This is a genomic window from Bacteroides sp. 1001136B_160425_E2, assembly GCF_015559655.1.
GTDB classification, from domain to species: domain Bacteria; phylum Bacteroidota; class Bacteroidia; order Bacteroidales; family Bacteroidaceae; genus Bacteroides; species Bacteroides luhongzhouii.
In genome coordinates, this window is sequence record NZ_JADMQH010000020.1 from 71,220 (window position 1) to 95,458 (window position 24,239).

Annotated in this window: 12 protein-coding genes; 10 read left to right on the plus strand and 2 right to left on the minus strand. The window is 39.9% G+C overall.

The window, feature by feature from the left end:
• Positions 1 to 80: 80 nt before the first annotated feature.
• Positions 81 to 1,148, minus strand: coding sequence for a M20 family metallo-hydrolase (locus I2I04_RS18755; RefSeq protein WP_195655657.1), 1,068 nt, complete (start codon positions 1,146 to 1,148; stop codon positions 81 to 83).
• A gap of 565 nt (positions 1,149 to 1,713) precedes the next feature.
• Here I2I04_RS18755 and I2I04_RS18760 point away from each other — a divergent pair.
• The 8 genes from I2I04_RS18760 (at position 1,714) to I2I04_RS18795 (ending at position 19,634) form a co-directional block, all read left to right on the plus strand.
• On the plus strand, positions 1,714 to 3,939 hold the full coding sequence (locus I2I04_RS18760) for a hypothetical protein (RefSeq protein ID WP_195655658.1): 2,226 nt from the start codon (positions 1,714 to 1,716) through the stop codon (positions 3,937 to 3,939).
• Between the two features lie 466 nt (positions 3,940 to 4,405).
• Positions 4,406 to 7,540 carry a SusC/RagA family TonB-linked outer membrane protein gene (locus I2I04_RS18765; RefSeq protein WP_143256885.1) on the plus strand — a complete coding sequence of 1,045 codons (3,135 nt, stop codon included), beginning with the start codon at positions 4,406 to 4,408 and terminating at the stop codon, positions 7,538 to 7,540.
• 18 nt (positions 7,541 to 7,558) lie between these two features.
• Complete coding sequence (locus I2I04_RS18770) at positions 7,559 to 9,523, plus strand: RagB/SusD family nutrient uptake outer membrane protein (RefSeq protein WP_143256886.1); 1,965 nt, start codon at positions 7,559 to 7,561, stop codon at positions 9,521 to 9,523.
• A gap of 19 nt (positions 9,524 to 9,542) precedes the next feature.
• Positions 9,543 to 10,916 carry a BT_3987 domain-containing protein gene (locus tag I2I04_RS18775; protein ID WP_195655659.1) on the plus strand — a complete coding sequence of 458 codons (1,374 nt, stop codon included), beginning with the start codon at positions 9,543 to 9,545 and terminating at the stop codon, positions 10,914 to 10,916.
• 125 nt (positions 10,917 to 11,041) lie between these two features.
• Positions 11,042 to 12,493, plus strand: a complete 1,452-nt coding sequence (locus tag I2I04_RS18780) for an alpha-L-fucosidase (protein WP_195470181.1) — start codon at positions 11,042 to 11,044, stop codon at positions 12,491 to 12,493.
• Between the two features lie 32 nt (positions 12,494 to 12,525).
• A complete protein-coding gene (locus tag I2I04_RS18785) occupies positions 12,526 to 16,083 on the plus strand; it encodes a glycoside hydrolase family 2 TIM barrel-domain containing protein (protein WP_143256888.1) in 3,558 nt (1,185 codons plus the stop codon).
• Between the two features lie 40 nt (positions 16,084 to 16,123).
• Positions 16,124 to 17,650: a C2 family cysteine protease gene (locus I2I04_RS18790; RefSeq protein ID WP_143256889.1), complete on the plus strand. Its 1,527-nt coding sequence runs from the start codon at positions 16,124 to 16,126 to the stop codon at positions 17,648 to 17,650.
• Positions 17,651 to 17,819: 169 nt separating this feature from the next.
• On the plus strand, positions 17,820 to 19,634 hold the full coding sequence (locus I2I04_RS18795) for an AMP-dependent synthetase/ligase (protein ID WP_195655660.1): 1,815 nt from the start codon (positions 17,820 to 17,822) through the stop codon (positions 19,632 to 19,634).
• A gap of 168 nt (positions 19,635 to 19,802) precedes the next feature.
• On the opposite strand, the gene I2I04_RS18800 is transcribed toward I2I04_RS18795, so the two are convergent.
• On the minus strand, positions 19,803 to 22,721 hold the full coding sequence (locus I2I04_RS18800; protein WP_195655661.1) for a M16 family metallopeptidase: 2,919 nt from the start codon (positions 22,719 to 22,721) through the stop codon (positions 19,803 to 19,805).
• Positions 22,722 to 22,821: 100 nt separating this feature from the next.
• Between I2I04_RS18800 and prfB the strand changes: the two genes are divergently transcribed.
• Together prfB and I2I04_RS23435 are read left to right on the plus strand one after the other, a co-directional pair.
• A protein-coding gene (gene prfB / locus I2I04_RS18805; protein ID WP_143256892.1) for a peptide chain release factor 2 occupies positions 22,822 to 23,938 on the plus strand; the annotation gives its coding sequence in 2 pieces (ribosomal slippage) (positions 22,822 to 22,884 and positions 22,886 to 23,938; 1,116 coding nt in all).
• 84 nt (positions 23,939 to 24,022) lie between these two features.
• Positions 24,023 to 24,157: a hypothetical protein gene (locus I2I04_RS23435; protein ID WP_255435730.1), complete on the plus strand. Its 135-nt coding sequence runs from the start codon at positions 24,023 to 24,025 to the stop codon at positions 24,155 to 24,157.
• The last annotated feature ends 82 nt before the right edge of the window (positions 24,158 to 24,239 follow it).

Here is a 24,239-nt window from a genome sequence, read left to right on the forward strand (position 1 = left end):
TTTGTTTTTATTGTATGGGTGAATTGATAGTTGAGAATTATATAATAGGATAACAACTATCAATTCACCAATGACTTTTATTAGATCAGAAGTCCGTCCAATAACTCTAAATAAAGTCCGATAGCTTCTTCTATTTCTTTTAACATGATATATTCTTCTGCCGTGTGTGAACGTGACGAACGGCCCGGTCCAATTTTTACCGATGGGAAGGACATTAATGCCTGGTCGGACAATGTTGGAGAACCAAAAGGAACGCGTCCTAACTTCATAGCTTTCTGTACAAATGGGTGTTTCTCGTCAATTCGTGAAGAATTGAGACGGAATGAACGAGCTTGGGCTTCACAGGAAATATGCTTTTTGATTTCAGCAAACAATTCTTCGTTTGAGTAAAGCTCGTTACTCCGGACATCAACGATGAAAGTACATTTATCGGGAATCACATTGTGTTGTGTGCCGGCATTGATGACAGTAACACTCATTTTCACGGGACCTAACAAGGGTGATTCTTTCTCAAAACGATAGTCACGGAACCAGGCAATATCATCCAATACCTTGTAAATAGCATTGTCTCCTTCGTTACGTGCTGCGTGTCCCGCTTTACCTGTTGCGGTCACATCCAATACCATTAATCCCTTTTCGGCAATGGCAGGTTGCATTTCCGTCGGTTCTCCTACGATAGCGAATGAGACTGGAGGAAGTCCCGGCAATACACTCTCAATCCCGTCCTTGCCTGAAACCTCTTCTTCGCAAGAAGCAAGGTAAATCAGATTGTATTTTTGCGAAGTACGACATAGTTGCAGGAACACCTGTAATAACGAAACAACGCTGGCACCGGCATCGTTGCTTCCTAATCCATAGATCTTGCCGTTTTCTTCACGTGGAGTGAACGGATCTTTCCGCCATCCATTAACAGGTTTCACCGTGTCTATGTGGGAGTTAAGTAAAATAGTCGGCTTCTTCAGATCAAACATCGGACTAAAGCACCACACATTATTACCTTTACGTCCAGTCTGCATACCCGCCATTTCAATATAGTTTTGCAGGAAATCCGCAGCCTGGGTTTCTTCCCGACTGATTGAGGGGATGCTAATCAGTGATTTAAGTAGGCTTACAGCCTCTGTTGACATATACGGAATATCATATTTCATAGTGCAAATCTTTTATCTATATCTTAATCTTTGCACAAAGATAGTCGTTTTGAACAATAGTTTCAAATAAAACAACAGGCTTTCAAGAAACTGTTTTTTTTTGAAAGATTATATAAAAACATTATCTTTGCTTTCATTATAATCATGAAATGATTTTTTCAATACTATGAACGTGGAATATATTGCTATACAAGAAAGGAAGCACAATTATATCATATATGTTTTATGTTTACTATGGATATTGTTAGTAAGCTCTCGTTGCTTGGCGCAGGGACTTCTCTTTTGTGGGAATGAGAAAAAAATTGCAGAAAGGTCTTCTTATCAAGTTTTTACGGATGATAAGCTGCCGGATTTTTCTAATGAAATAAAAATTAGTTTTGACTGTTCGATACAAAATATATGGAGTCCTGGTTATATCCTTTTGTTGAAAGATAATCGTAATAATAAGTCTTACAATTTTACTTATTTATGTGGGGAAAAGGAGGCTTTTTTTATATTTTCGGAGGATGGTAAGAGATCTTATTATTCGACAAAGTATGCTATTGACTCGTTGAAAAATAAAAAAGTGATTCCTATATCTTTGCGTCTGTTGGTATCACAAAACCGAGCAGAAATCAAGATAGGAAAAGACAGTGTGTCGCTTGCGGGAGTAGGTCTCGATGATGGGCGTTTTTCACCTATGGTATATTTTGGAATGTGCGACTATATTCTTGAAACGGCTTCTTTTTCTATTTGGAATCTTTCAGTATCTAACGGAAAGAAGACTTGGAAAATTCCTCTGGACGAGAGTAGTGGTGAAGATGTACATGATGATAAGGGAGAGGTAATCGGACAAGTAAAACAACCTGTTTGGCTGATCAACCAGTCATATTATTGGAAGTCCGAATTCTGTTATTGCTCTTCTACTCCAGTTGGGGTGAATTTTAGCGAAAGAGAACAAAAACTGTATATTTATAATAAGGATTCTTTGATTTCCTATGATATACAATCTAAGGCATTAGAAGCTGAGCCCTATAGAAATTTTTCTGCTTTTCCTGGGGACCTTTGTTTGGGGATGAATTTTTTAGATGATCAGTCCGGTAAGATTTATGCTTATGAACTGACTTGGGAGAAAATGGTGGCGGAACTCTCACTTGATACTATGCAATGGAGACTGGCTTCTATGGATCCTTTCGCTACTTGTATCTGCTTACATCATCATTGTGGTTTTTATCATCCTTACCAGAAAAAGTTCCTGTTGTTTGGTGGTTATGGTATGCGGCGATATAGTGATTGTTTTTTGTCGTATGAGGTGGAAAAGGCCCGTTGGGATACTATCCAGTTTTCCGGTGATCGAATTACTCCCCGTTTTTTTGCAGGGTTGGCAGTTTCTGATAATTATAAGTATGCCTATATTTATGGTGGAAAAGGGAATGAGGCAGGAGATCAGAATATCGGAGTACAATATTATTATGATCTTTATCGTGTTGATTTAGAGCAACAGACAATTCGAAAATTGTGGGAACAGAAACCGATGTCCGGTAACAATCGTGTAGTGGCACGTAACATGATCTTGTCTGAAGATGAGCAGTCAATTTATTTTTTGGGTTATCCGGAATATCTGCCTCAATCGTATGCGTTGCTTTATCGCATGAATATAGCAGATGGAAGTTGTGAGGAGTTGGGGGATAGTATTCCTTTTATTTCGGAAGAGATTGCTACGAATGTCAATTTGTATTATAGCAACAAACGGAAAGAGTTTTATTGTTTGGTACAGGAGTTTGAGAAACAAGGAGAAGCAGCTGTTAGAATGTATTCTTTGCAAGCTCCTCCTGTTTCGCTAAATGAAATGAAGCGTTATGAGTTGGAAGCTACACGCGAATTGTGGCAGGTATATGCTGCCATGGGGGGATTGGTATTAAGCGTTTTAGTTGTATTATGTTGGGCGGTATATAAGAAAAAAAAGAACGTAGCGAAAATTGCTGATGCACCTTCCGAACAGGAACAAAAAGAGGCGGAAAGGTTGGTAAAGGTGGATAAAGTTGAGGAAGCTAACTTGATGGAAATCCATTATAGGGATCGGAATGCCATTTATCTTTTTGGCACCTTTTCCGTGCTTGATCGTGAAGGACGGGATATTGCATATATGTTCTCTCCAAAGTTACGCACTATTTTTCTGTATATTTTGTTGCACAGTATTTGGGACGACGGTATTTTCTCTTCTGCAATGAATGAAATATTTTGGCCGGAAAAAACGAATGATAAGGTTAAGAATTTGAAAGGGGTTGCAATCAATCATATTAGAAAAATATTGCAGGAACTTGATGGAATAGAACTTATACACGTGCACGACAGAGGTCGTTTTATCTTGAAAACTTGTGATGATTTCTATTGTGATTATGCTAGTTTCGCGCATATTCTTAACTCGGGCAATACTTTGGATTCGGAAGTTGTTGGCAGGCTTTTGAAAATATGGATTCGTGGCCGTTTCTTAAATGCGATAGACCATGAATTGTTTGATAGTTATAAATATAAAGTAGAGGAAACAATCTTGACTATAGTTCCTGTTGAGGTAAACAAAGCATATAATATAGCTAATTTTGTGTTGGTGATTAAACTCTGTAATGTATGGGCTTACGCAGATCCGTTGAATGAGCAGGGATTATTTTATATGGTATGTGCTTATCGCAAAATGGGAAATCCGGAAGAAGCGTTGAGGCGCTATAACTCTTTTGTCAATCTCTATAAAAAAACGATGAACGTAAACTATTCAATTGGATATGAATCTATAAAACTTCCCCAGATTTTATAATTTTATTTCGCTACATATATTCGAATTATCTTATGGCATATTGGTTACTTTTAAATAAAGCCCAATATGCCTGCTAAATGTGTATTTATCCTGGAAAGCTCGTTTAAATATCTCTTGTAATAAACTGCTTTTCTTTAGACTTATTATACTCCTTTGATTGCTTAATCTGTTTATTCATAGTGATTTATGGGTGTGTTAATAAAAAATGTGCAGGGTTAATAAGTTTGCTAACCCATATTTAGACATTTTATTAACATGGCTCAAATATATTTGCCTTGACTTCTTCAAAACGAAGAGGTGATTTGATTCTATTATATAAAATTCTTAAAGCTATGAATGAACACGGTAATACCTCATGATGAATTTATACGATTTTTCGTGGGAAGAATGTCAGAGTGAAATATTCTATCATATCAATTATGACGAAGGATATATTTAAGTTCTAATCTAATTTATTATGTAAAGCATGGGAAAATACAAATTGCTTAACAAAACGGGCTGGCTGAAACGCCCTCTTTTTTGCTTGTTGTTAACTTATCCTCTTATGGCTATGGCTGATGAAGCACCTATAGAGGCGGTAAAAGAAACGGTGGAACTGGAAGTTGCACAGCAAAAGAAAGTAGAAATGCGTACTGTGGTAGGAACAATTGTCGATAATTCTGATAATACGCCTGTCATAGGGGCAAATGTTCGGATTAAAGATGAAAAAATCGGTGTAATTAGTGATGTAGACGGACATTTCTCTATTCAGATACCAAGGGGAAAGCATGTGACTTTAGAAATTAGTTACATCGGTTATGCAACTCAAACTGTTTATATAACAGATCAGGGTGAGGTAAATATAAAGTTGGTGTCTGACGATAAGATATTGGAAGAGGTGGTTATTGTAGGAGCCGGAACACAAAAGAAAGTTTCTGTAACGGGGGCTATCACTTCTATAAAAGGAACAGTCCTTAATGCTCCGTCCTCTTCTCTTACTAATAATATAGCAGGTAAACTGGCCGGTGTAATATCCAAGACGACTAGTGGTGAACCAGGATCTGCTTCAGAATTTTATATTCGTGGTATCGGAACATTCGGCGGACGTGCTACACCTCTCATTTTATTAGACGGTGTGGAGATTTCTAAAGAAGACCTTAACCGTATACCTGCAGAAAGTATTGAGAGTTTTTCTTTGTTAAAGGACGCTTCTGCAACGGCTATCTATGGTGCTCGTGGAGCAAACGGAGTGATGATGGTTACGACGAAAGAGGGAGAACTGAATCAGAAAGCCAGAATAAGCGTATCGGCAGAAGCCTCCATGCAGAAAAGTATGAAATTTGTGGAATATGTTGACGGAGCGCAATGGATGGAGATTTATAATGAAGCTGCGATGGCAAGAGACAAAAATCCGAGGTATACTGTTGACGAAATAGATTTTACAAGAAGTGGAAAGTATCCATATCGTTATCCTAGTGTAGACTGGCAGGATGTAATGTTCAAGAATTCCACATGGAATGAACGTGCTAACATTAACATATCCGGAGGTGGATCGAAAGTTACGTATTACATGAGTTTACAGGCTTCTCATGACACTGGTATGTTGGATATCCCGAAAACATATTCGTTTGACAACAATATTAGTCAATGGACATATGTATTTCAGAACAATATAAATTATACTTTGACTCCTACTACAAAGATAAGTTTGAAAATGAATACTCAGATAGGTCATCAGAAAGGACCGGGAAATTCTGTATCTTCATTGTTCGATGCTGCATGGAAGGTTAATCCTACAGCTTTTCCGGCAACATATCCGGCTCGTGAAGGTGATACACATATTCGTTTTGGTAATGATATCTTATCAGGATGGGAACTTTATACCAATCCTTATGCCTTGATGCTTAGTAAACTGACGGAAACAAACTACAATACATTAAATACCGTAATGGACATTGAGCAGAAATTGGATTTTATAACCAAAGGACTTAAGGTTACAGCTCTTGTAAACTTTAAGAATTGGTCTTCGTCCAGTTTCGATAGATGGATGGATCCTTATTACTATAGAATGAATAAGAGTACATGGGATCCGAACAGTCCTGATACGTATGAAATGGAAAGACTGGGAGAGAGTGGTACCGATTATATTAATGAACAGGATAAAGGGTATTCATCTGATAATACTTTCTATTTTGATGCTAGATTGGATTACAATCGTGCCTTTGGTAACCATAATGTTTCCGGTATGTTGATGTACATGCAAAGGGAATTCAGAAATGGAGTACGCCCCAATCGTCTTCAAGGCTTTTCCGGACGATTTACTTACGATTATAAGCATAAATACCTTGCTGAATTCAACTTTGGATACAATGGTACGGAACGACTTGCGAAAGATAACCGTTTTGAATTCTTCCCTGCAATGTCATTAGGATGGGTGCCGAGTAGTGAAGACTTTTGGGAACCTTTGCAGAAATATATAAATCATTTTAAGATAAGAGGTTCATACGGTATTGTAGGTAGTGACGGGCTTGATGAAGGTGCAGGACATTATCTTTATGTGGATAATGTAGCTCTTTCAGGAAATACGTTCCATACAGGTTATCATGGAGAATATGCTTATAGTGGTCCGGTTTTCAATACATTTGCAGTAGAAGATGCTTGTTGGGAAAGAGTGAACAAACTGGATATTGGTGTTGACCTGGAGTTATTCAACCAACTGAATATAACATTCGACTATTTCTATGATCGCAGACACAAAATATTGATGAAACGCGGCTCATGGCCTATACTTACCGGTTATGCTAATACAACTCCGTGGAGTAATATTGGTAAGGTAGATAATCAGGGGGTAGAATTTAGCGTAAATTGGCGTAAGGAACTTGTTAAAGATTTAGTAATGGACCTTAGAGGAAACTTTACTTATAATAAGAACAAATATGTTTATTACGATGACCCCAACTATTCGTCAGTATGGCATAAGAAAAACAACCAGCCGTTGAGCATTTCGTGGGGATATCTGGCTGAAGGATATTTCCAGAGCGATGAAGAAGTTGCACAATGGGCTGACCAAACAGGACTTGGAAGCCAGCCACGGGCAGGTGATATTAAGTATCGCGATGTAAATGGTGACGGTATCATCAGCAACGATGATAAGGTGATGCTTTCTCCTTATGGAACAACACCTAGGATACAATATGGTTTCGGGTTGAATCTGACTTATAAGAAGTTTGATTTTGGTGTGTTCTTCAACGGATCGGCAAAACGTAATATTATGATTCATGGATCGTTTACAGATTTCGGACAATATAACTCGAACGTTATGAAATGGATTGCCGATGATCATTGGACAAAAGATAATCAGAATGCTCAATTCCCTAGGCTTGGCTTGTCTTGGTCCGATATAGGAAACAACGCTCAAGAAAGTAGTCATTGGATGCGTAATGGTAACTTTATCCGTTTCAAAACACTCGAAGTAGGGTATCGCTTCCCACATTGTCGCGTTTACTTCAGCGGTGATAACTTAGCTGTTTGGAGTCCGTTCGATTTGTGGGATCCGGAATTGAGCTGGAACTCTTATCCGTTGCAACGCACATTTAACATTGGTGTACAAATGAATTTTTAACTGGAAATTTTAATTGTTATGAGAAAACATAAAGCAAGGAATATAGCATGTAGCATGATTTTAGGTCTTAGTGTATGTGTGACATCATGTGATTATCTTGATGTGGTTCCACCGGAACAGGCTACAATAAACGATACGATGAAAGACCGGGAAGATGTTGTAAATTTTATCAACTCATGTTATGTGGCGGTAGAAAATACGTCTCCTTTTTTCTATTCTATTTTTGAATGGTCGGCTGATGAAACTGTATCTCCTCCCCTTTGGAATGATAATAACCAGAATACAGCGTGGAATTTACGTTCGGCTTCTAATGCTGGTGGGTATTGGAGCGATCTGTATAATTCAATAGGACAATGTAATATGTTCCAAAAATTGCTTGCAGGTAGTTCTCCGTTAGGAGCTACGGAGCAAGATATAAAACGTTGGTATGCGGAATCCGAATTTTTGAAGGCCTATTATCATTTTCGTCTGTTAGAAATGTATGGTCCTATTCCTATTATAGATGAAAGACCGTCACAAGGTACATTGCCGGAAGAATTTCCGGGACGTTCGCATTTCGATTATGTGGTAGACTATATAGTAAATCAGAAATTAAAGGATGAGACTATCAATGCGCTGCCGGATGTAGGCAATGCAGATGATTGGGGGCGTGCTACCAAAACGACTGCTTTGGCTTTGAAAGGACGTACGTTGTTGTATGCTGCTTCTGATTTATGGAATGGTCGTTTCCCTTATCCTGACTGGAAAAATGACAAATATGAGACTCCAGGGTATGGAAAGGAACTGGTGAGTACTACCAAAGACAGGAAAAAATGGGAAACAGCGCTTGCGGCTAACCTTGCTGCTTTAAAATATGCAGAAAGTGAAGATGGAGGAAAACGCAAGTTAATAGATTTGGATAATATGCCCAAAACATTGATGGATGTAGGTTTGCCATATATCCCGGGAGTAGATACATCGACGCCGGAAGGAAAAGAGTTTGCACAAAGAGTACTTATGTTACGCTCTATCACTGCTTCCAATGAGGATGACGGAAACAGAGAGACTATTTGGGGATTATTCTTGCAAGGCAATGGCTCTCATGACAGAATAAATTTCGAAGCACAGTCACCGAAACATATCGTTTGTTATAATCAAGCAAATAATAGTTGGATGGAAGGATGGTGCGGACTGGCTCCTACTCTTTATAGCGCGGAACATTTTTATACAAAGAATGGGAAATTGCCTGAAAAAGATAGCGAGTTCGCTCCCAAGACTGAATGGCTGGAAAGTGCTAATTTAGATCGACCGGAAATTATAAAGCTGAATGCTTATAGAGAACCTCGTTTTTATGCCACAATATCTTTTGACGGCGACGATTACTCTACGGAAATTTGTGACGGAGAACCTTTGAGGATAAACTTAAGAGATAAGGAAAAACAAGGATATAATCCTAATCACGCGAACCGTGACTTCACTGTTACAGGTTTCTTTATGAAAAAGCATATAGCGCCAAACATAAAAATATCAAGTGTAACAGGAGCAATAAGCAACAAAAATTATCCTAAACCTTTATTCCGTTTGGGCGAACTTTATTTGAACGTGGCTGAATGCTATGCTGAACTTGGAGAGATAGGTAATGCGATTAAGTATTTAAATCCTATACGTAAACGTGCGGGAGTGCCTGAATTGACAGAGGCGGACGTTACGAGCGAAATGACAATTGTTGACTGGGTACGTTCGGAACGATTCATTGAGCTTTGGGGAGAAGGGCATCGTTATTACGATGTACGTCGCTGGATGATTGCTCCCGAACAGTTGAAGGCTGGGGCAAGAGAAGGGCTTAATGTCGAAAATGCAGGTATGGACCCTAAATTTGGGGAATTGAATAGAAGAGTAACGATTAATCAACCTTTCCAATGGGATAACCGTATGTATATGTGGCCTATTGATTGGAGTGAAATTGCAAACGATCCTCAGTTAGTTCAGTGCCCGGGATATTAATCGTATAAAGAAATTTAGTATGAAAAAGAAAATATTAGTAACGTTATTGACAGGAGGCTTGATTTTACTGGCTTCTTGTAATAAATCAGATTATGATCTGGAGAAAATGATTCCAGAGGAGTTCCATAAAATAGTGTATTTGAAAACATATGGTAAACAGGAACTGAATTTACTCGTTACAGGAAAGAAAAATGTATTTAATTATTCAGTTTTGAAGGGTGGAGTGATGCCTGAACTTACAGCGACGGCTGATTTGAAAGTAATGACCCAGAAAGAATTGGATGAAAAATATAGCAATCTGGAGAATGTAAAATATAAGTTGATCACAGAAGAAGCTTATACGATTAGTAACACTCATTTTGATTTTACGTCAGAAGAAAACTATAAAGAGTTCAATATATCATTTGATCCTCAAATAGTGGCTGATGATAGTGAAGACGATCCGGATGCTGTGTGGGTACTTCCGCTGTATTTGAGCAGTGATACGGACTCTGTAAATGCAAATAAAAATAATATATTTTTGCAGGTAACAGATATTGTAAGACCTCTTGTCGGGTTTAAAACTACTGCTTTGGAATATCATGAAGAAAGTTTAGGTAGTCCATTACAATCTATATCATTGCCTGTCCCTGTTGTTTTGAATGTAGAAAATACGGGTTGGAACATTGATTGCAGTTTCGCAACTAATGCTGATTATGTAAAGTCATACAACGAAACACATGGAACCAGTTTTCAACTGTTGGAAAGCGGATATTCATTCGATGAGTCTTTGACATTGTCTCAAACTACTCCCGAGGCTTCTATCAATGTCAAAGTCGATATTAAAGATTTAGGTCCGGGAGATTATCTGCTGCCAATAGAGATTGTGGGAACTTCTATATTTGGCATACAGAATGGAAAGAACATATACCCTTTAGCTATACGTATCATGGGTTATATACAAAATAGGGATAAGTGGGAAGCAAAAGCCTCTTCGGATTCTAAAGGTGCTGAAATGGAAGGTGATTATCAAGGTGGGGCAGAACATGCGATTGATGGTAACGTGAATACGTTCTGGAATTCCAGATGGAAAAATCCTATACCTAATCCACCTCATTATTTATGGTTTGACACGAAGAGAGAAACTTTATTCACTCACATTCGTATTGTTCCTAGAGATGTGTTTAAAAACGAGATGTCAGGTAAATTCTATGTAAGTGACAGTGACGTTGCTATCTCTAGTGATGACAGTTCATGGAAAGAAGTGGGTTCATTTACCATGTTAGATACTCCGATTACTCAGATATTTGGTATTGTTCCTACTAAAGGACGTCAGATAATGATTAAAGTTGAATCAAGTACTGATGGTAATAAGACCGCATGTTTTGCTGAAGTCTATGCTTATGGCATGTAAATAAAAACTGGAAAAAGTTGCCATACATATGGCAGACCCCGCAAGATTTTTCTAACTTTATTGCTTGATTTTGCGGGGTTTTCTTATTTAGAGAATATTATTAACAAAATAGCTGATACATGAAGATGAACAGGAAAAGAACTTTATTAATAACGGGACTGACAGCTTTGTTTATGCAAACTTTTGCACAAAAAGCTCCGGAACCCTACGGATTAGTTCCGAGTGAAAGACAATTGGAATGGTATGATCGTGAGATGATTGCTTTTTTTCATTTTGGTATTAATACATTCGAAGAATATGTAAATGAAGGAGATGGGAGAGCGCCGGCCGCTATTTTCAATCCTACCGCTTTAGATTGCCGGCAGTGGATGGAAACACTGAAATCGGCTGGTATTCCATGTGGTATTATTACTGCAAAACATGCTGACGGATTTTGTCTTTGGCCAAGCCAATATACTGATTACTGCGTAAAAAATGCTGCATGGAAAGGGGGAAAGGGAGATGTCGTTCGTGAATTTGTGGATGCTTGTGAGGAATATGGTGTAAAGGCCGGCATATATCTTGGACCTCACGACAGACATGAGCATCTCTCTCCACTTTATACAACTGAACGATATAAAGAGTATTATGCTCATCAGTTAGAAGAACTTATGGGTAATTATGGTAAAATATGGGAAACATGGTGGGATGGTGCAGGAGCAGATGAACTGATTACTCCTGTTTATAAACATTGGTATAAGATTGTGCGCGAAAAGCAGCCTGATTGTGTCATTTTCGGAACGAAAAATTCTTATCCTTTCGCTGATGTGCGTTGGATGGGAAATGAGGCGGGGAAAGCCGGAGATCCTTGTTGGGCTACAACGGATTCTGTAGCGATACGCGATGAAGCTCAATATTATAAGGAGTTAAACGAGGGTGTACTTGGTGGTAATGCATATGTCCCGGCTGAAACGGATGTTTCCATTCGTCCTAGCTGGTTCTATCATGAGGAAGAAGATGAGAGAGTGAAAAGTGTGAAAGAACTTTGGGAGATCTATTGCTCGTCTGTAGGACATAATAGTGTATTACTGCTAAATCTTCCGCCGGACAGACGTGGACTTATTCATTCTACGGACTCTCTGAATATGGCTTTATTAAAGAAAGGTATAGACGAAACGTTCTCGAAAAATTTATTGGCGGGCTCAAAAATAAATGCAACAAATGTACGAGGTAGTAATTTCCGGCCGGAGAATCTGATAGATGCAGATAAAAAAACGTATTATGCCGGTAAAGATGGTCAAGCAAACTCCGATATTACATTTAAATTACCCCGTACTACGGAATTTGATTGCTTGATGTTGCAAGAAGTTATTCAGTTAGGACATCGGACCACTAAATGGAGTGTAGAATATTCCAATGATGGAAAGAATTGGAAGTCCATACCGGAGGCAAGCGAAAAACAGACAGTAGGGAATAAGTGGATCATTTGTTTTAGTCCTGTGAAAGCTGGTTATGTGCGTCTGCGTATTCAAGATGGTTTGGCATGTCCGGCCTTGCATACATTCGGAGTTTACAAACAATCTTCACTTTTTAAATAATCGGAATAGGTATATTTAATAAAATTATATCAATGAGAGGAATTGCAGGAATATACTTTATCTTCTTTTGTCTACTTTCCGTTTCGGCACAGAAATTTGATCCTAAACAAGGGTATGAAATTCATACTGTAAATGGATTGGTATTAGATAATCAAGAAAGCTACAGTCCGAATTCAAATATTTTTATAGCTAAACGTGAATCTAACAAAGGTTCACAAGTCTGGAATTTGCGTCCGACAGGAAGAGAGGGGTATTATAGTATTGTAAGCCCGCTTACTGAAATGGGGATAGACAATGCAGGACTCGGAGAAAAAGAAGGAGCTATTATTCAATGGGATGCGGATGTAAAAAACTTAAATCAGCAATGGAAAGTGACTAAACTCGATAACGGGAATTATACGTTTTCCAGTGCTACTAGTGGTTATTGTCTAGGGTTTTCAGGGGCAGGTCTTGTGGGAGAACCTGTATTTCAGGTAGAACCGGATGATGCAAAAAGCAATCAGCAATGGAAAATAGTAGAGTCTTCTATGAAAATAGAGCCTGCTCCATTGAAGACTGAAAGCGATAACGACTGGGAAAATGAACGTATCTTTGCCATAAACAAAGAGGATGGGCGTTCTACATTTATTCCATTTGTCAATACGGAGGAGATGAAGAAAGACCCCATTTATCAGTATCCCTGGGAACGTACTAACTCGTCGCGTTACTTCTTGTTGAATGGGAATTGGAAGTTCAGTTGGGTGAAACAGCCTTCTGAACGTCCGAAGAATTTCTATCAGCTTGACTATGATGTGTCTGACTGGAAAGAAATACCTGTTCCGTCCAATTGGGAAATGCATGGATATGGGACTCCTATCTATACCAATATCGCTTATCCTATTCGTAATAATCCTCCTTTTATTCAATCCCAAAGGAAATATACAATAGAGAAAGAACCCAATGCAGTCGGGTCTTACAGACGTGATTTCAGATTGCCGGACGAATGGACAGACAAACAAATATTTATTCATTTCGATGGCATATATAGTGCTGCGTATGTATGGATTAACGGGAAAAAGGTGGGATATACTCAAGGTGCAAATAATGATGCCGAATTTGACATTACGAAATATGTGAAACGGGGAACTAATACGGTAGCTGTAGAAGTCTATAGATGGAGTGATGGCAGCTATCTTGAAGATCAGGATATGTTCCGGATGAGCGGGATTCATCGTGATGTGTATTTGATTGCTACTCCTAAGGTTCGTCTGCGTGACATCAAATTGACTTCTGTGATAAGTGACAGGCTGGATAAGGCAGAATTAAAGGTAGAGGCTGACGTGCGTAACTATACTTTGAAAAAAACGAATGCTTTACTGCGTGTATCTTTGCTTGATACTAAGGGTATTACGGTACGCTCATTCGTTATTGGTGCAAATGGAATTGAAAGCACCAAAGAAGTGAGATGCGAGGGAAAGACAGTCATTAGAGATCCTCTTTTATGGAGTGCGGAAATGCCGAATCTCTATACCGTAAACTTTGAACTGATGGATGAAAACGGTCATGTGTTGGAGGCGACAACCCAGAAATATGGTTTCCGTAAAATAAATATGTGGAATAAGAAGGTATATATAAACAATAAGCTGACTTATTTTAAAGGGGCTAATCGACATGATACCCATCCTCAATTCGGTAAAGCTGTACCAGTGGAAAGTATGAAAGAAGATGTGTTGTTATTTAAACGATTCAATCTCAACACGCTTCGGACGAGTCATTATCCCAATGATCCCAAAATGTATGCTTTATGCGATTATTATGGTATTTATGTAATGGACGAAGCTGATCTGGAATGCCACGGAAATATGTCACTGAGCAATCTTGAAAGTTGGGAAGGTGCCTATGTTGATCGGGTGGTTCGTATGGTAGAAAGAGATAAAAATCATCCTTCTGTGATCTTCTGGTCTATGGGTAATGAGTCTGGAGGCGGGCGTAACTTCGAAGCTTCTTATAAGGCGATAAGAGCATTGGATGACAGGCTTATACACTATGAGGGGATGAATGACGTGGCAGACATCGATTCGCGCATGTACCCTTCGTTGGAAAGCATGATAGAACAAGACAAACAAGAACGGAATAAACCGTTTTTCCTTTGTGAATATGCTCATGCTATGGGAAATGCTGTAGGAAATCTGGAAGAGTATTGGGATTATATTGAAAATCATTCCAACCGTATGATTGGCGGATGTATTTGGGATTGGGTAGATCAAGGTATCAATATGCCCGGACAAGCTACTGACAGATATTATTTTGGAGGAAGTTTTGGAGATTATCCTAACGACAATGATTTCTGTTGCAATGGGCTGATTACTCCGGACCGACGTATTACTGCAAAACTATGGGAGGTGAAGAAGGTATACCAGTATATCACCTTTGATAAGAATGGGGAAAACAGCATAGGACTGCGTAATCGCTATTGTGTATATAATCTACACGATTTCAACCTCCATTATACACTGTTGAAGAATGGAGTTCCATTCAAAGAAGAAGAGTTCTCGCTACCGGACGGAAAACCGGGAGAACACAGAGCTGTACAGGTTTTATATGAACGCTATTTAACGGAAGATGCTGACTATCATATTAATTTGGAGGTAAAACTTAAAAAAGATTGTGTATGGGCAAAAGCAGGACATGTGGTGGCTACAGAGCAATTCCAGCTTAAAAAAGGTCCTGAGGAAAGCATAACTCCTATGCAGGTCGGAACTAATGATTTGATTAAGATTGTCGAAGAAAGAGATCATGGTGTATATATCCGCGGTAATATGTTTGAAGTCGTGTTCGACTCTAAAGAAGGAAAAATGACCGCTTTAAGATATCATGGTAAGAACATGATACATCAGCGCGAAGGCTGGGTTTTCAATGGGTATCGCTCTATAAATAATGATCCGCGGGAGTGGATTGCTTCACAAAAGGAACTTTCATCATTCAAATGGGAAATGGCAGAAGACAAACAATCGGTGACGGTCATCGTTCAATTAGTGGAAAAGTTCGGAAAACAAGACGTAGCTTATTCTGTCTCCTATTGCATACATGGAGACGGAAAGGTGTTTGTTGATGCTTCATTCAAAACAGGATCCGGCTTTGACTTGCCGCGTTTGGCATTGCAGAGTTTCCTGAATCCTGAATTGGAAAATATTGAATGGTATGGACGTGGACCAATAGAAAATTATCCGGATCGTAAGAACGCTGCTTATATCGGTCGGTATAAGAGTACTGTCTCGGACATGGGGGAATATTATACACGTTCTCAAACAATGGGCGGACGTACGGATACACGTTGGATTGCATTAACAGCTAACAATGGAAAAGGACTGAAGATTACTTCTACAGATGTTTTTGATTTTAGTGCTTTGCATTATACAGACAAGGATTTGTGGAATGTAAAATATGGACATGACTTAGAGGATATTCGTCGTTCCGAAGTTGTTCTCAATTTAGATTGTATACAACGAGGATTGGGCAATGCCAGCTGTGGTCCGGGACCTCGTCCGCAATATGAAATAAAGAAAGATACAGTATATCGATATTCTTTTTGGATAGAACCAATTGAATGAAAGACTGTATGATGTGATAACTTGAAAATTAAATAGTGAAATGAAAAATATAAATAGATTCTTATTGTTCTTCTTCTTAAGCAGTGTATTATTGGCTTGCTCCGAGGATGAAGGCGATTCTAGGAGTGAAACGTCATTGCCATATGCCATAATAGGGGAGAATCAGAATATGCCTTCAGGTGGTATTATTATTGCGGAATTCGATGATGCTCCGCGAGGGCAGGATATTAGTAAAATAGTTGACGCTAATGCGGACACTAAATATACTACGGGACACAACACATTTTCTATTATATGGAACGGTGACCAAAGAGCGACTGTGTCCAGTTATTCTTTAACTTCAGCTGACGAGGCTGCAGGGAAAGATCCGAAATCGTGGACTCTTTCCGGATCAAATGATAACAAGATTTGGGTTACGCTTGATTCTAAAGAAGGAGAAATTTTTGAGGAAAGAAAAGAAACGAGAGTTTTCAATATTACAAATGGTACGGCATATAAGTATTATAAGCTGGATATCAATAACAATAATGGAGGCTCCGGGACGCAGATCGCAGAGTGGACATTGAAGCAAGAGGAGGCTATTATTAATATAGATGACTTAATCGAGAAATATGGCAGTGGTTTTACGTATAGTGACTCCAATCCTATGGGGACTCAGTACGAAAATAAGCATGTGACTACAAAGGAAGATCGGGAATGGCTGGCAAATCCTGATAATGAACCGTTACTTCTTCCGGGGACACCAAGTCTGACTCAATTCAAGGAGTTTTATGTGAATCTGTATCCGTTTGGTGAACCTGTGCCGGCAGATGTGAATCAGCATGCTATTGGCGACTGTTGGGCTTTGGCTATTTTTGCGTCTTTCGCTTATCAGTGCCCGGATTTTATCAAATCTATTATCACAAAGAATGACGGTAATACATTTACTGTAAAGATGTTCGATCCTCAAGGTAAACGGGTAGATGTTTGCATCAGATCCACATTCTTGGCAGATGCTTCCGGTAACATTGGAGCTACTACGGGGAAAGGAAATGTTCCGACATGGGCTACTGTATTAGAAAAGGCTATGATGAAATGGGAAAAAATATATCAGGTAAATCCGGATATTAATGGCATAGGCGGTTATCTGGTATCGCCGATGTTTACTGGTGCAGGAGGTAGTTTCTCTTTTGGTCCCGGACAGCTAAAAGCGGCAGAACTTGAACGGGTAGCAAAAGCGTGTTTGCAACAAAGAAAAATTTCAGGAGGTGGCTTTAATGTGGGTGATTTACCGGCCGGGCCGTTGACTACAGTTACATATCATGCTTTCACACTTATGCATTCAGCTGATCCTGATGCCTTATTCTCAATGCGTAATCCATGGGGAATAGATGCGGGCAATGGAGATAAAGTTGACGGAGTCTTGAATATATATGATGACGGAGTTGTGCCTCCGACTGTTGATTTTAGTATAATTGAACCAGGCATAGCTGTCAATTATATGAAGAAAAATTTAGGAGCGTATATTCCTCCTCGATATTCATCTGCCCCTTTATATAAAGCATTACCCTATGAGGTAAGAAAATAATAAAAAGCCATCCCTGGAATAGACGAAAACAGGGATGGCTTTTTAGTTGCACGTTTACTATTCTCAAGCAAAACACTGATTTTCAATACTCATTATAAAACTTCTGGCTAATTTTGCCTAAATGAGATAAAACTAATACCTTTGCACCATATTTACTAATACAAAGAGTATGACTTATCATCATTTATCTGTCCTGGTCCATCGTCAAGCCGAAAAATATGGCGACAAGGTAGCCTTAAAATACCGTGACTATGAGACAGCTCAATGGATTCCTATTTCATGGAAGCAGTTCTCAGGAACAGTACGGCAAGTAGCTAATGCTTTCGTGGCATTGGGAGTAGAAGAACAAGAGAATATCGGTATATTTTCACAGAATAAACCCGAATGGTTCTATGTCGACTTTGGCGCGTTTGCCAATCGGGCTGTTACCATTCCGTTTTATGCAACGAGTTCACCTGCGCAGGCGCAATATATCATTAATGATGCGCAGATTCGTTTCCTTTTTGTAGGCGAGCAATACCAGTATGATGCTGCTTTCAGCATCTTTGGTTTCTGCACCTCTCTGCAACAACTGATTATCTTTGACCGTTCGGTTGTGAAAGATCCCCGTGACGTATCATCTATCTATTTTGATGAATTTATGGCGACGGGAGAGGGATTGCCTCATAATGATACGGTAGAAGAACGTACGGAGCGGGCTTCTTATGATGACTTGGCAAACATTCTTTATACATCCGGTACAACGGGTGAGCCGAAGGGCGTCATGCTTCATCATTCCTGTTATCTGGAACAGTTTCATACACACGATGACCGTTTGACAACAATGTCGGATAAGGATGTATCCATGAACTTCCTCCCCTTGACACACGTGTTTGAGAAAGCATGGTGTTATCTCTGTATTCATAAAGGAGTACAGATTTGTATCAATCTCCGTCCGGCGGATATTCAGACAACGATTAAGGAAATTCGTCCGACACTGATGTGTAGCGTTCCCCGTTTTTGGGAGAAAGTGTATGCAGGCGTACAAGAAAAAATAAACGAAACAACAGGGTTGAAGAAAGCACTGATGTTGGATGCTATCCGAGTAGGTAGGATTCATAATCTGGATTATCTGCGTTTGGGTAAGACTCCTCCGGTGATGAATCAACTGAAATATAAATTCTACGAAAAGACAATCTATTCTCTACTGAAAAAAACAATTGGTATTGAGAACGGTAATTTTTTCCCAACTGCCGGTGCTGCCGTACCTGATGAAATCAATGAATTCGTCCATTCAGTAGGAATCAATATGGTGGTGGGATATGGATTGACGGAATCTACGGCTACTGTATCTTGTACGCTGCCGGTTGGCTATGACATCGGTTCGGTTGGTGTCGTATTGCCGGGACTTGAAGTGAAGATCGGTGAAGACAATGAAATCCTGCTTCGGGGCAAGACGATTACCAAAGGTTATTATAAGAAAGCAGAAGCTACGGCTGCTGCCATTGAACCGGATGGCTGGTTTCATACAGGTGATGCCGGTTATTTTAAGAACGGACAGTTATTCCTAACCGAGCGCATCAAGGATTTGTTTAAAACATCGAATGGAAAGTATATCGCTCCACAAGCTTTGGAAACGAAACTGGTTATAGACCGTTATATCGACCAAATCGCTATTATTGCCGATCAGCGTAAATTTGTTTCAGCCCTGATAGTACCTGTATATGGATACGTAAAAGAGTATGCAAAAGAAAAAGGTATTGAATATAAAAATATGACTGAGTTGCTGCAACATCCGAAGATTGTAGGATTGTTCCGTGCACGGATTGATACACTCCAACAGCAGTTTGCACACTATGAGCAAATCAAACGTTTCACTTTGCTTCCCGAACCGTTCAGCATGGAACGTGGAGAATTGACTAATACGTTGAAATTGAAACGGGCGGTAGTTGCCAAGAATTATAGTGAGCAGATCGAAAAGATGTACGAAGAAAATGAGAAATAAGCGACAGACGGTGAACGTAAGTATGAAACAATAAACCGTAAATAGTAAGTCGTGAACAATAAAACGGTGAACAATCTGTGTAATAGACAGGTCTGTTCACCGTTTGTTATTTATGCGAATCAGAGTTCAACTACTGATTCGCATTATTTATTGTTTACTCGTTTTTACTTAGTATCCGAAGATCTGCTCCTGTGTCAGTTCTTCAATAGGACCTACAGCTTTCAGCTTGTCCAGTTCCAAATCTTTCTTATCTCCCAAAATGCAATACACATACGTGCGTCCTTTTACCCATTGCTTTTGGAAGTCGGCAATGTCTTTCAGTGTCATGTTCTGTATATCATTGTAGAGCTTGATACGCGGGTCTATGTTTTGGCCTAAATCCTGTGCATTGATATAACTCCAGATGATGTCACCTTTGACAATACGTTCAGTACGCAGGCGATTCGTTAATCCGTCTTTAGCCAGTTTGAAGGCAGCCTCCGATTCAGGCATATTGTTGATGATGTCATTAAATGTGGTGACGGCATCGATCATCTTGTCGTTTTGCGTTGCGATCTGTGTACGTAATATATAGGGGTACTTCAAGTAGTTCGGCGGTAGTATGCTAGCCCAAGCAGAATAAGCCAATCCACGTGTCTCACGCATTTCTTGGAAGACGATGGAGTTCATGCCACCTCCGAAATATTCATTATATAATTTGCGGGTAGGCTCGATGGCTGGATCATACTTCTTGCCGAGATTGGATATCTGCGCCATGTATATTTGTTTGGCGTCATAAGGAGCTATCAGAACTTTAGTAACAGGCGTTTCAAGATAAGAATATTCGTTTCCGGCAGGAATGTCTTTCAAGACTGCCGGAACCTGATGATACTGATTGATGGTAGCTAACAAATCTTTGCTGCTGCTTGGACCGTAGTATAAAATGCGGTGCTTGTAACTGTTCTGATTGTGAATCCGGTCTACTAACTCTTGTGGATTCATATTTGTCAGTTCCGCTTCCGTTAGCAGATTGGTGGCAGGTGATTGGGGACCGTACATGGCATAGCTCATCAAACGGGAGAAATTCTGGCTCTGATTCAACTTGGCATCAGAACGGGCTTTCAGTATATCTCCAGCCATATTCGCATAGGCTTCTTTGTTTACTTGTGCATCTGCCAGTAGCTTCTCGAATAATTGTACGGCAGCCGGCATATTCTCATTCAGTCCGGAAAGTACGACATACGTGCGTTCGTAGCCCGGAGATACGTAGAAAGTACAAGCCAAGCGATAGAATTCACTTTTCAGTTCCTCCGGTGTCATATCCGAAGTTCCCAGATATTCGAGATAGTCAAATGCTGTTCCTAAAGCCTTGTCATGGTTGTTCCCCATGTCAAAGACATAGATCAACTGGAACAGATCATTGGCTACATTCTGCTTGTAAAGAACCGGAATATCAGATTTCGCCTTTAACTGACTCATGTCTTTCTGATAGTCAAGGAATACAGGCTCGATCGGTTTTACTGCACTTTCCTGTACTTTTACAAGGAACGGACTGGCTACATCACGATTAGTGATGATAGGAGTAATCTCCGGTTTCGTCATCTTCTTTTCGTTCGGGTCTTTCCCTTGTTTCTTGTAGATAACGGCGTAGTTATCTTCTTTCAGGTATTTGTTGGCAAATGTTACAATGTCTTCTTTGGTCAGTTTGGCCATACGGTCGATAGCGGTCACTTCGTCTTTCCAGTCTGTACCATTGATAAATGAGTTGACAAACATGTCAGCACGTCCTTCATTACTTTCCATATTTTGCAGTTCGCCGAGTTTGAAGTTGTTGATGTTGGCTTCCAACATTTTTTCGTCGAAATCGCCGGCGCAGAGCTTTTTGATTTCGCCGAGCAGTAAGTCTTTCACTTCTTCCAGCGTTTGTCCCTGTTTGGGAAGTCCTCCTAACAACAATGCCGAGTAATCCGCCAGTCCCATCGGATAGCCATAACTATTCAGCACTTTCTGCTGTTGATTCAGATCGAGGTCAATCAGTCCCGCTTTTCCGTTGTATAACACTTGGGAAACGACTTGTAGGATTTCAAAGTCTTTGTCAGACACACCGGGAAATCTCCAGGCCAGTGCAACACTTTCAGCATCCGGACCTAATACCTCTTTCACAACAGGTTGTGTGATTGGTGCTTCTTTCGCTAAGTTTAGCTTCGGAAGGTCCGGGTTGGGTTTCAGACCGCCGAAATATTTGTCAATGAGTACAATTGTCGCATCCGGGTCTAAATCACCGGACATGCAGATTGCCATATTATTGGGTACATACCATTGTTTATAGTAATTCTTGATATTCGTGATAGAAGGATTCTTCAGGTTTTCCTGTGTACCCAACACCGTTTGCGTCCCGTAAGGATGCTTTGGGAAGAGAGAGGAGAAAATGGCTTCCTGCACTTTACTGTTATCACGGGTGAGTGACATGTTTTTCTCTTCGTATACAGCTTCCAGTTCTGTGTGAAAACCACGAATGACATTGTTTTCAAAACGATCTGCCTGAATCTTTGCCCAGTTTTCTATCTGGTTGGAAGGAATGTCTTCCTGATAAACCGTCTGGTCGTACCAGGTATAAGCATTGCTGCCGGTAGACCCGATGGCTGCCATTAATTTGTCATATTCATTAGGGATAGCGTACTTGGAGGCTTCGTAAGAAAGGCTGTCGATGGTGTGGTAGATAGCTTTACGTTTCGCTTCATCCGTAGTCTTGCGATAAATCTCGAATTGTTGTTCGATTGCATCCAATAGAGGCTTTTCTGTCGCGTAGTCTTGTGTGCCAAACTTGTCAGTGCCTTTAAACATCAGATGTTCGAAATAATGAGCAAGTCCGGTTGTTTCTGCCGGGTCATTCTTTCCGCCTACCCTTACTGCGATAAATGTTTGTATGCGCGGAGTTTCCTTGTTTACGGTGAGGTAAACTTTTAGTCCGTTGTCCAGTGTGTAAATGCGGGCTTTTAGCGGGTCATTGGGCACTGTTTCGTAGCTATACTTTTTTTGTGAGCTACAACTGCAAATCACTACTGCCAGGAAGAGTGATAAGCAAGAAAGTTTCAGTAGTTTGTTCATAATATGACAACATTTTAATAACAAAAACAAAGGTAGCAGATTTTTGCTTATCTTTGTCCCCTGATATCTGAAATTTGTAAATAATAAAATTGTAAATCAAATGATTACTATTGAACAACTTAAAGACGTGAAAGAGCGCACTGATGCGCTGAGGAGGTATCTTTGACATCGACGGGAAGAAAATTCAAGTCGAAGAAGAGCAATTAAGAACACAAGCTCCGGGATTTTGGGATGACCAGAAGAGGGCTGAAGCTCAAATGAAACTGGTGAAAGACCTGCAAAAGTGGATTGAAGGCTACAACGAACTCAAGACACTGGCAGATGAACTTGAACTGGCATTTGATTTCTATAAAGAAGAACTGGTGACCGAGGAAGATGTAGACGCTGCTTACGCAAAAGCCAGTGAAGCAGTAGAGGCACTCGAACTCAAAAATATGCTTCGGGACGAAGCCGACCAGATGGATTGTGTGTTGAAAATCAATTCAGGTGCCGGTGGTACGGAAAGCCAGGACTGGGCTTCTATGCTGATGCGTATGTATCTGCGTTATGCCGAGACGAACGGCTATAAAGCTACCATTGCCAACCTTCAGGAAGGTGATGAAGCCGGAATCAAAACCTGTACTATCAATATTGAAGGTGATTTTGCATACGGTTATTTGAAGGGAGAGAACGGTGTGCACCGCCTGGTTCGTGTTTCTCCATACAATGCACAAGGTAAACGTATGACTTCCTTTGCTTCTGTATTCGTTACTCCGCTGGTGGATGACAGTATCGAGGTAAATATTTTGCCTGCCAATATCTCTTGGGATACATTCCGAAGTGGTGGTGCCGGTGGTCAGAATGTAAATAAGGTAGAATCCGGTGTCCGTTTGCGTTATCAGTATAAAGATCCTTATACCGGTGAGGAAGAAGAAATCTTGATTGAAAATACCGAAACCCGTGACCAGCCAAAGAACCGTGAGAATGCAATGCGTCAACTACGTTCCATCTTGTATGATAAGGAATTGCAGCATCGCATGGCAGAACAGGCGAAAGTGGAAGCCGGTAAGAAGAAGATCGAATGGGGATCCCAGATCCGTAGCTACGTATTTGATGACCGTCGCGTGAAAGATCATCGTACCAACTATCAGACTTCAGATGTGAACGGTGTGATGGATGGCAAAATAGATGGTTTTATCAAAGCTTATCTGATGGAGTTTTCTTCACAGGAATCATAAAAAATAAAATTATCAAGTGTTATTTTTGGAAAGTTAAAAGATTTGTTCTTACTTTGTTAGCGTTGAACTTAAAAGCTAACTATTATGAGTAAGGGGAAGAAAAAAGTAGCGATTAGTAAGAAAGAAGAAGAACAAGCCCAGAAGGTTGTCAGAATAGTGTTCGTCTCATTAATTATTTTGGCATTGATTATGCTGATTGCATTTTCCTTTTTCGGCTGATAAGTTCACCACAAATTACACAGCCGGTCCAGATTGTTTGGCTATTGATATGATGAATATCAAATTCAATCTGTGGTAATCT

Bases quoted from the DNA above. Each gene is read 5' to 3' on its own strand.
- I2I04_RS18755 (WP_195655657.1), bottom strand. From the start codon at position 1,148: ATGAAATATGATATTCCGTATATGTCAACAGAGGCTGTAAGCCTACTT.
- I2I04_RS18765 (WP_143256885.1), top strand. From the start codon at position 4,406: ATGGGAAAATACAAATTGCTTAACAAAACGGGCTGGCTGAAACGCCCT.
- I2I04_RS18770 (WP_143256886.1), top strand. From the start codon at position 7,559: ATGAGAAAACATAAAGCAAGGAATATAGCATGTAGCATGATTTTAGGT.
- I2I04_RS18775 (WP_195655659.1), top strand. From the start codon at position 9,543: ATGAAAAAGAAAATATTAGTAACGTTATTGACAGGAGGCTTGATTTTA.
- I2I04_RS18780 (WP_195470181.1), top strand. From the start codon at position 11,042: ATGAACAGGAAAAGAACTTTATTAATAACGGGACTGACAGCTTTGTTT.
- I2I04_RS18785 (WP_143256888.1), top strand. From the start codon at position 12,526: ATGAGAGGAATTGCAGGAATATACTTTATCTTCTTTTGTCTACTTTCC.
- I2I04_RS18790 (WP_143256889.1), top strand. From the start codon at position 16,124: ATGAAAAATATAAATAGATTCTTATTGTTCTTCTTCTTAAGCAGTGTA.
- I2I04_RS18795 (WP_195655660.1), top strand. From the start codon at position 17,820: ATGACTTATCATCATTTATCTGTCCTGGTCCATCGTCAAGCCGAAAAA.
- I2I04_RS18800 (WP_195655661.1), bottom strand. From the start codon at position 22,721: ATGAACAAACTACTGAAACTTTCTTGCTTATCACTCTTCCTGGCAGTA.
- I2I04_RS23435 (WP_255435730.1), top strand. From the start codon at position 24,023: ATGAGTAAGGGGAAGAAAAAAGTAGCGATTAGTAAGAAAGAAGAAGAA.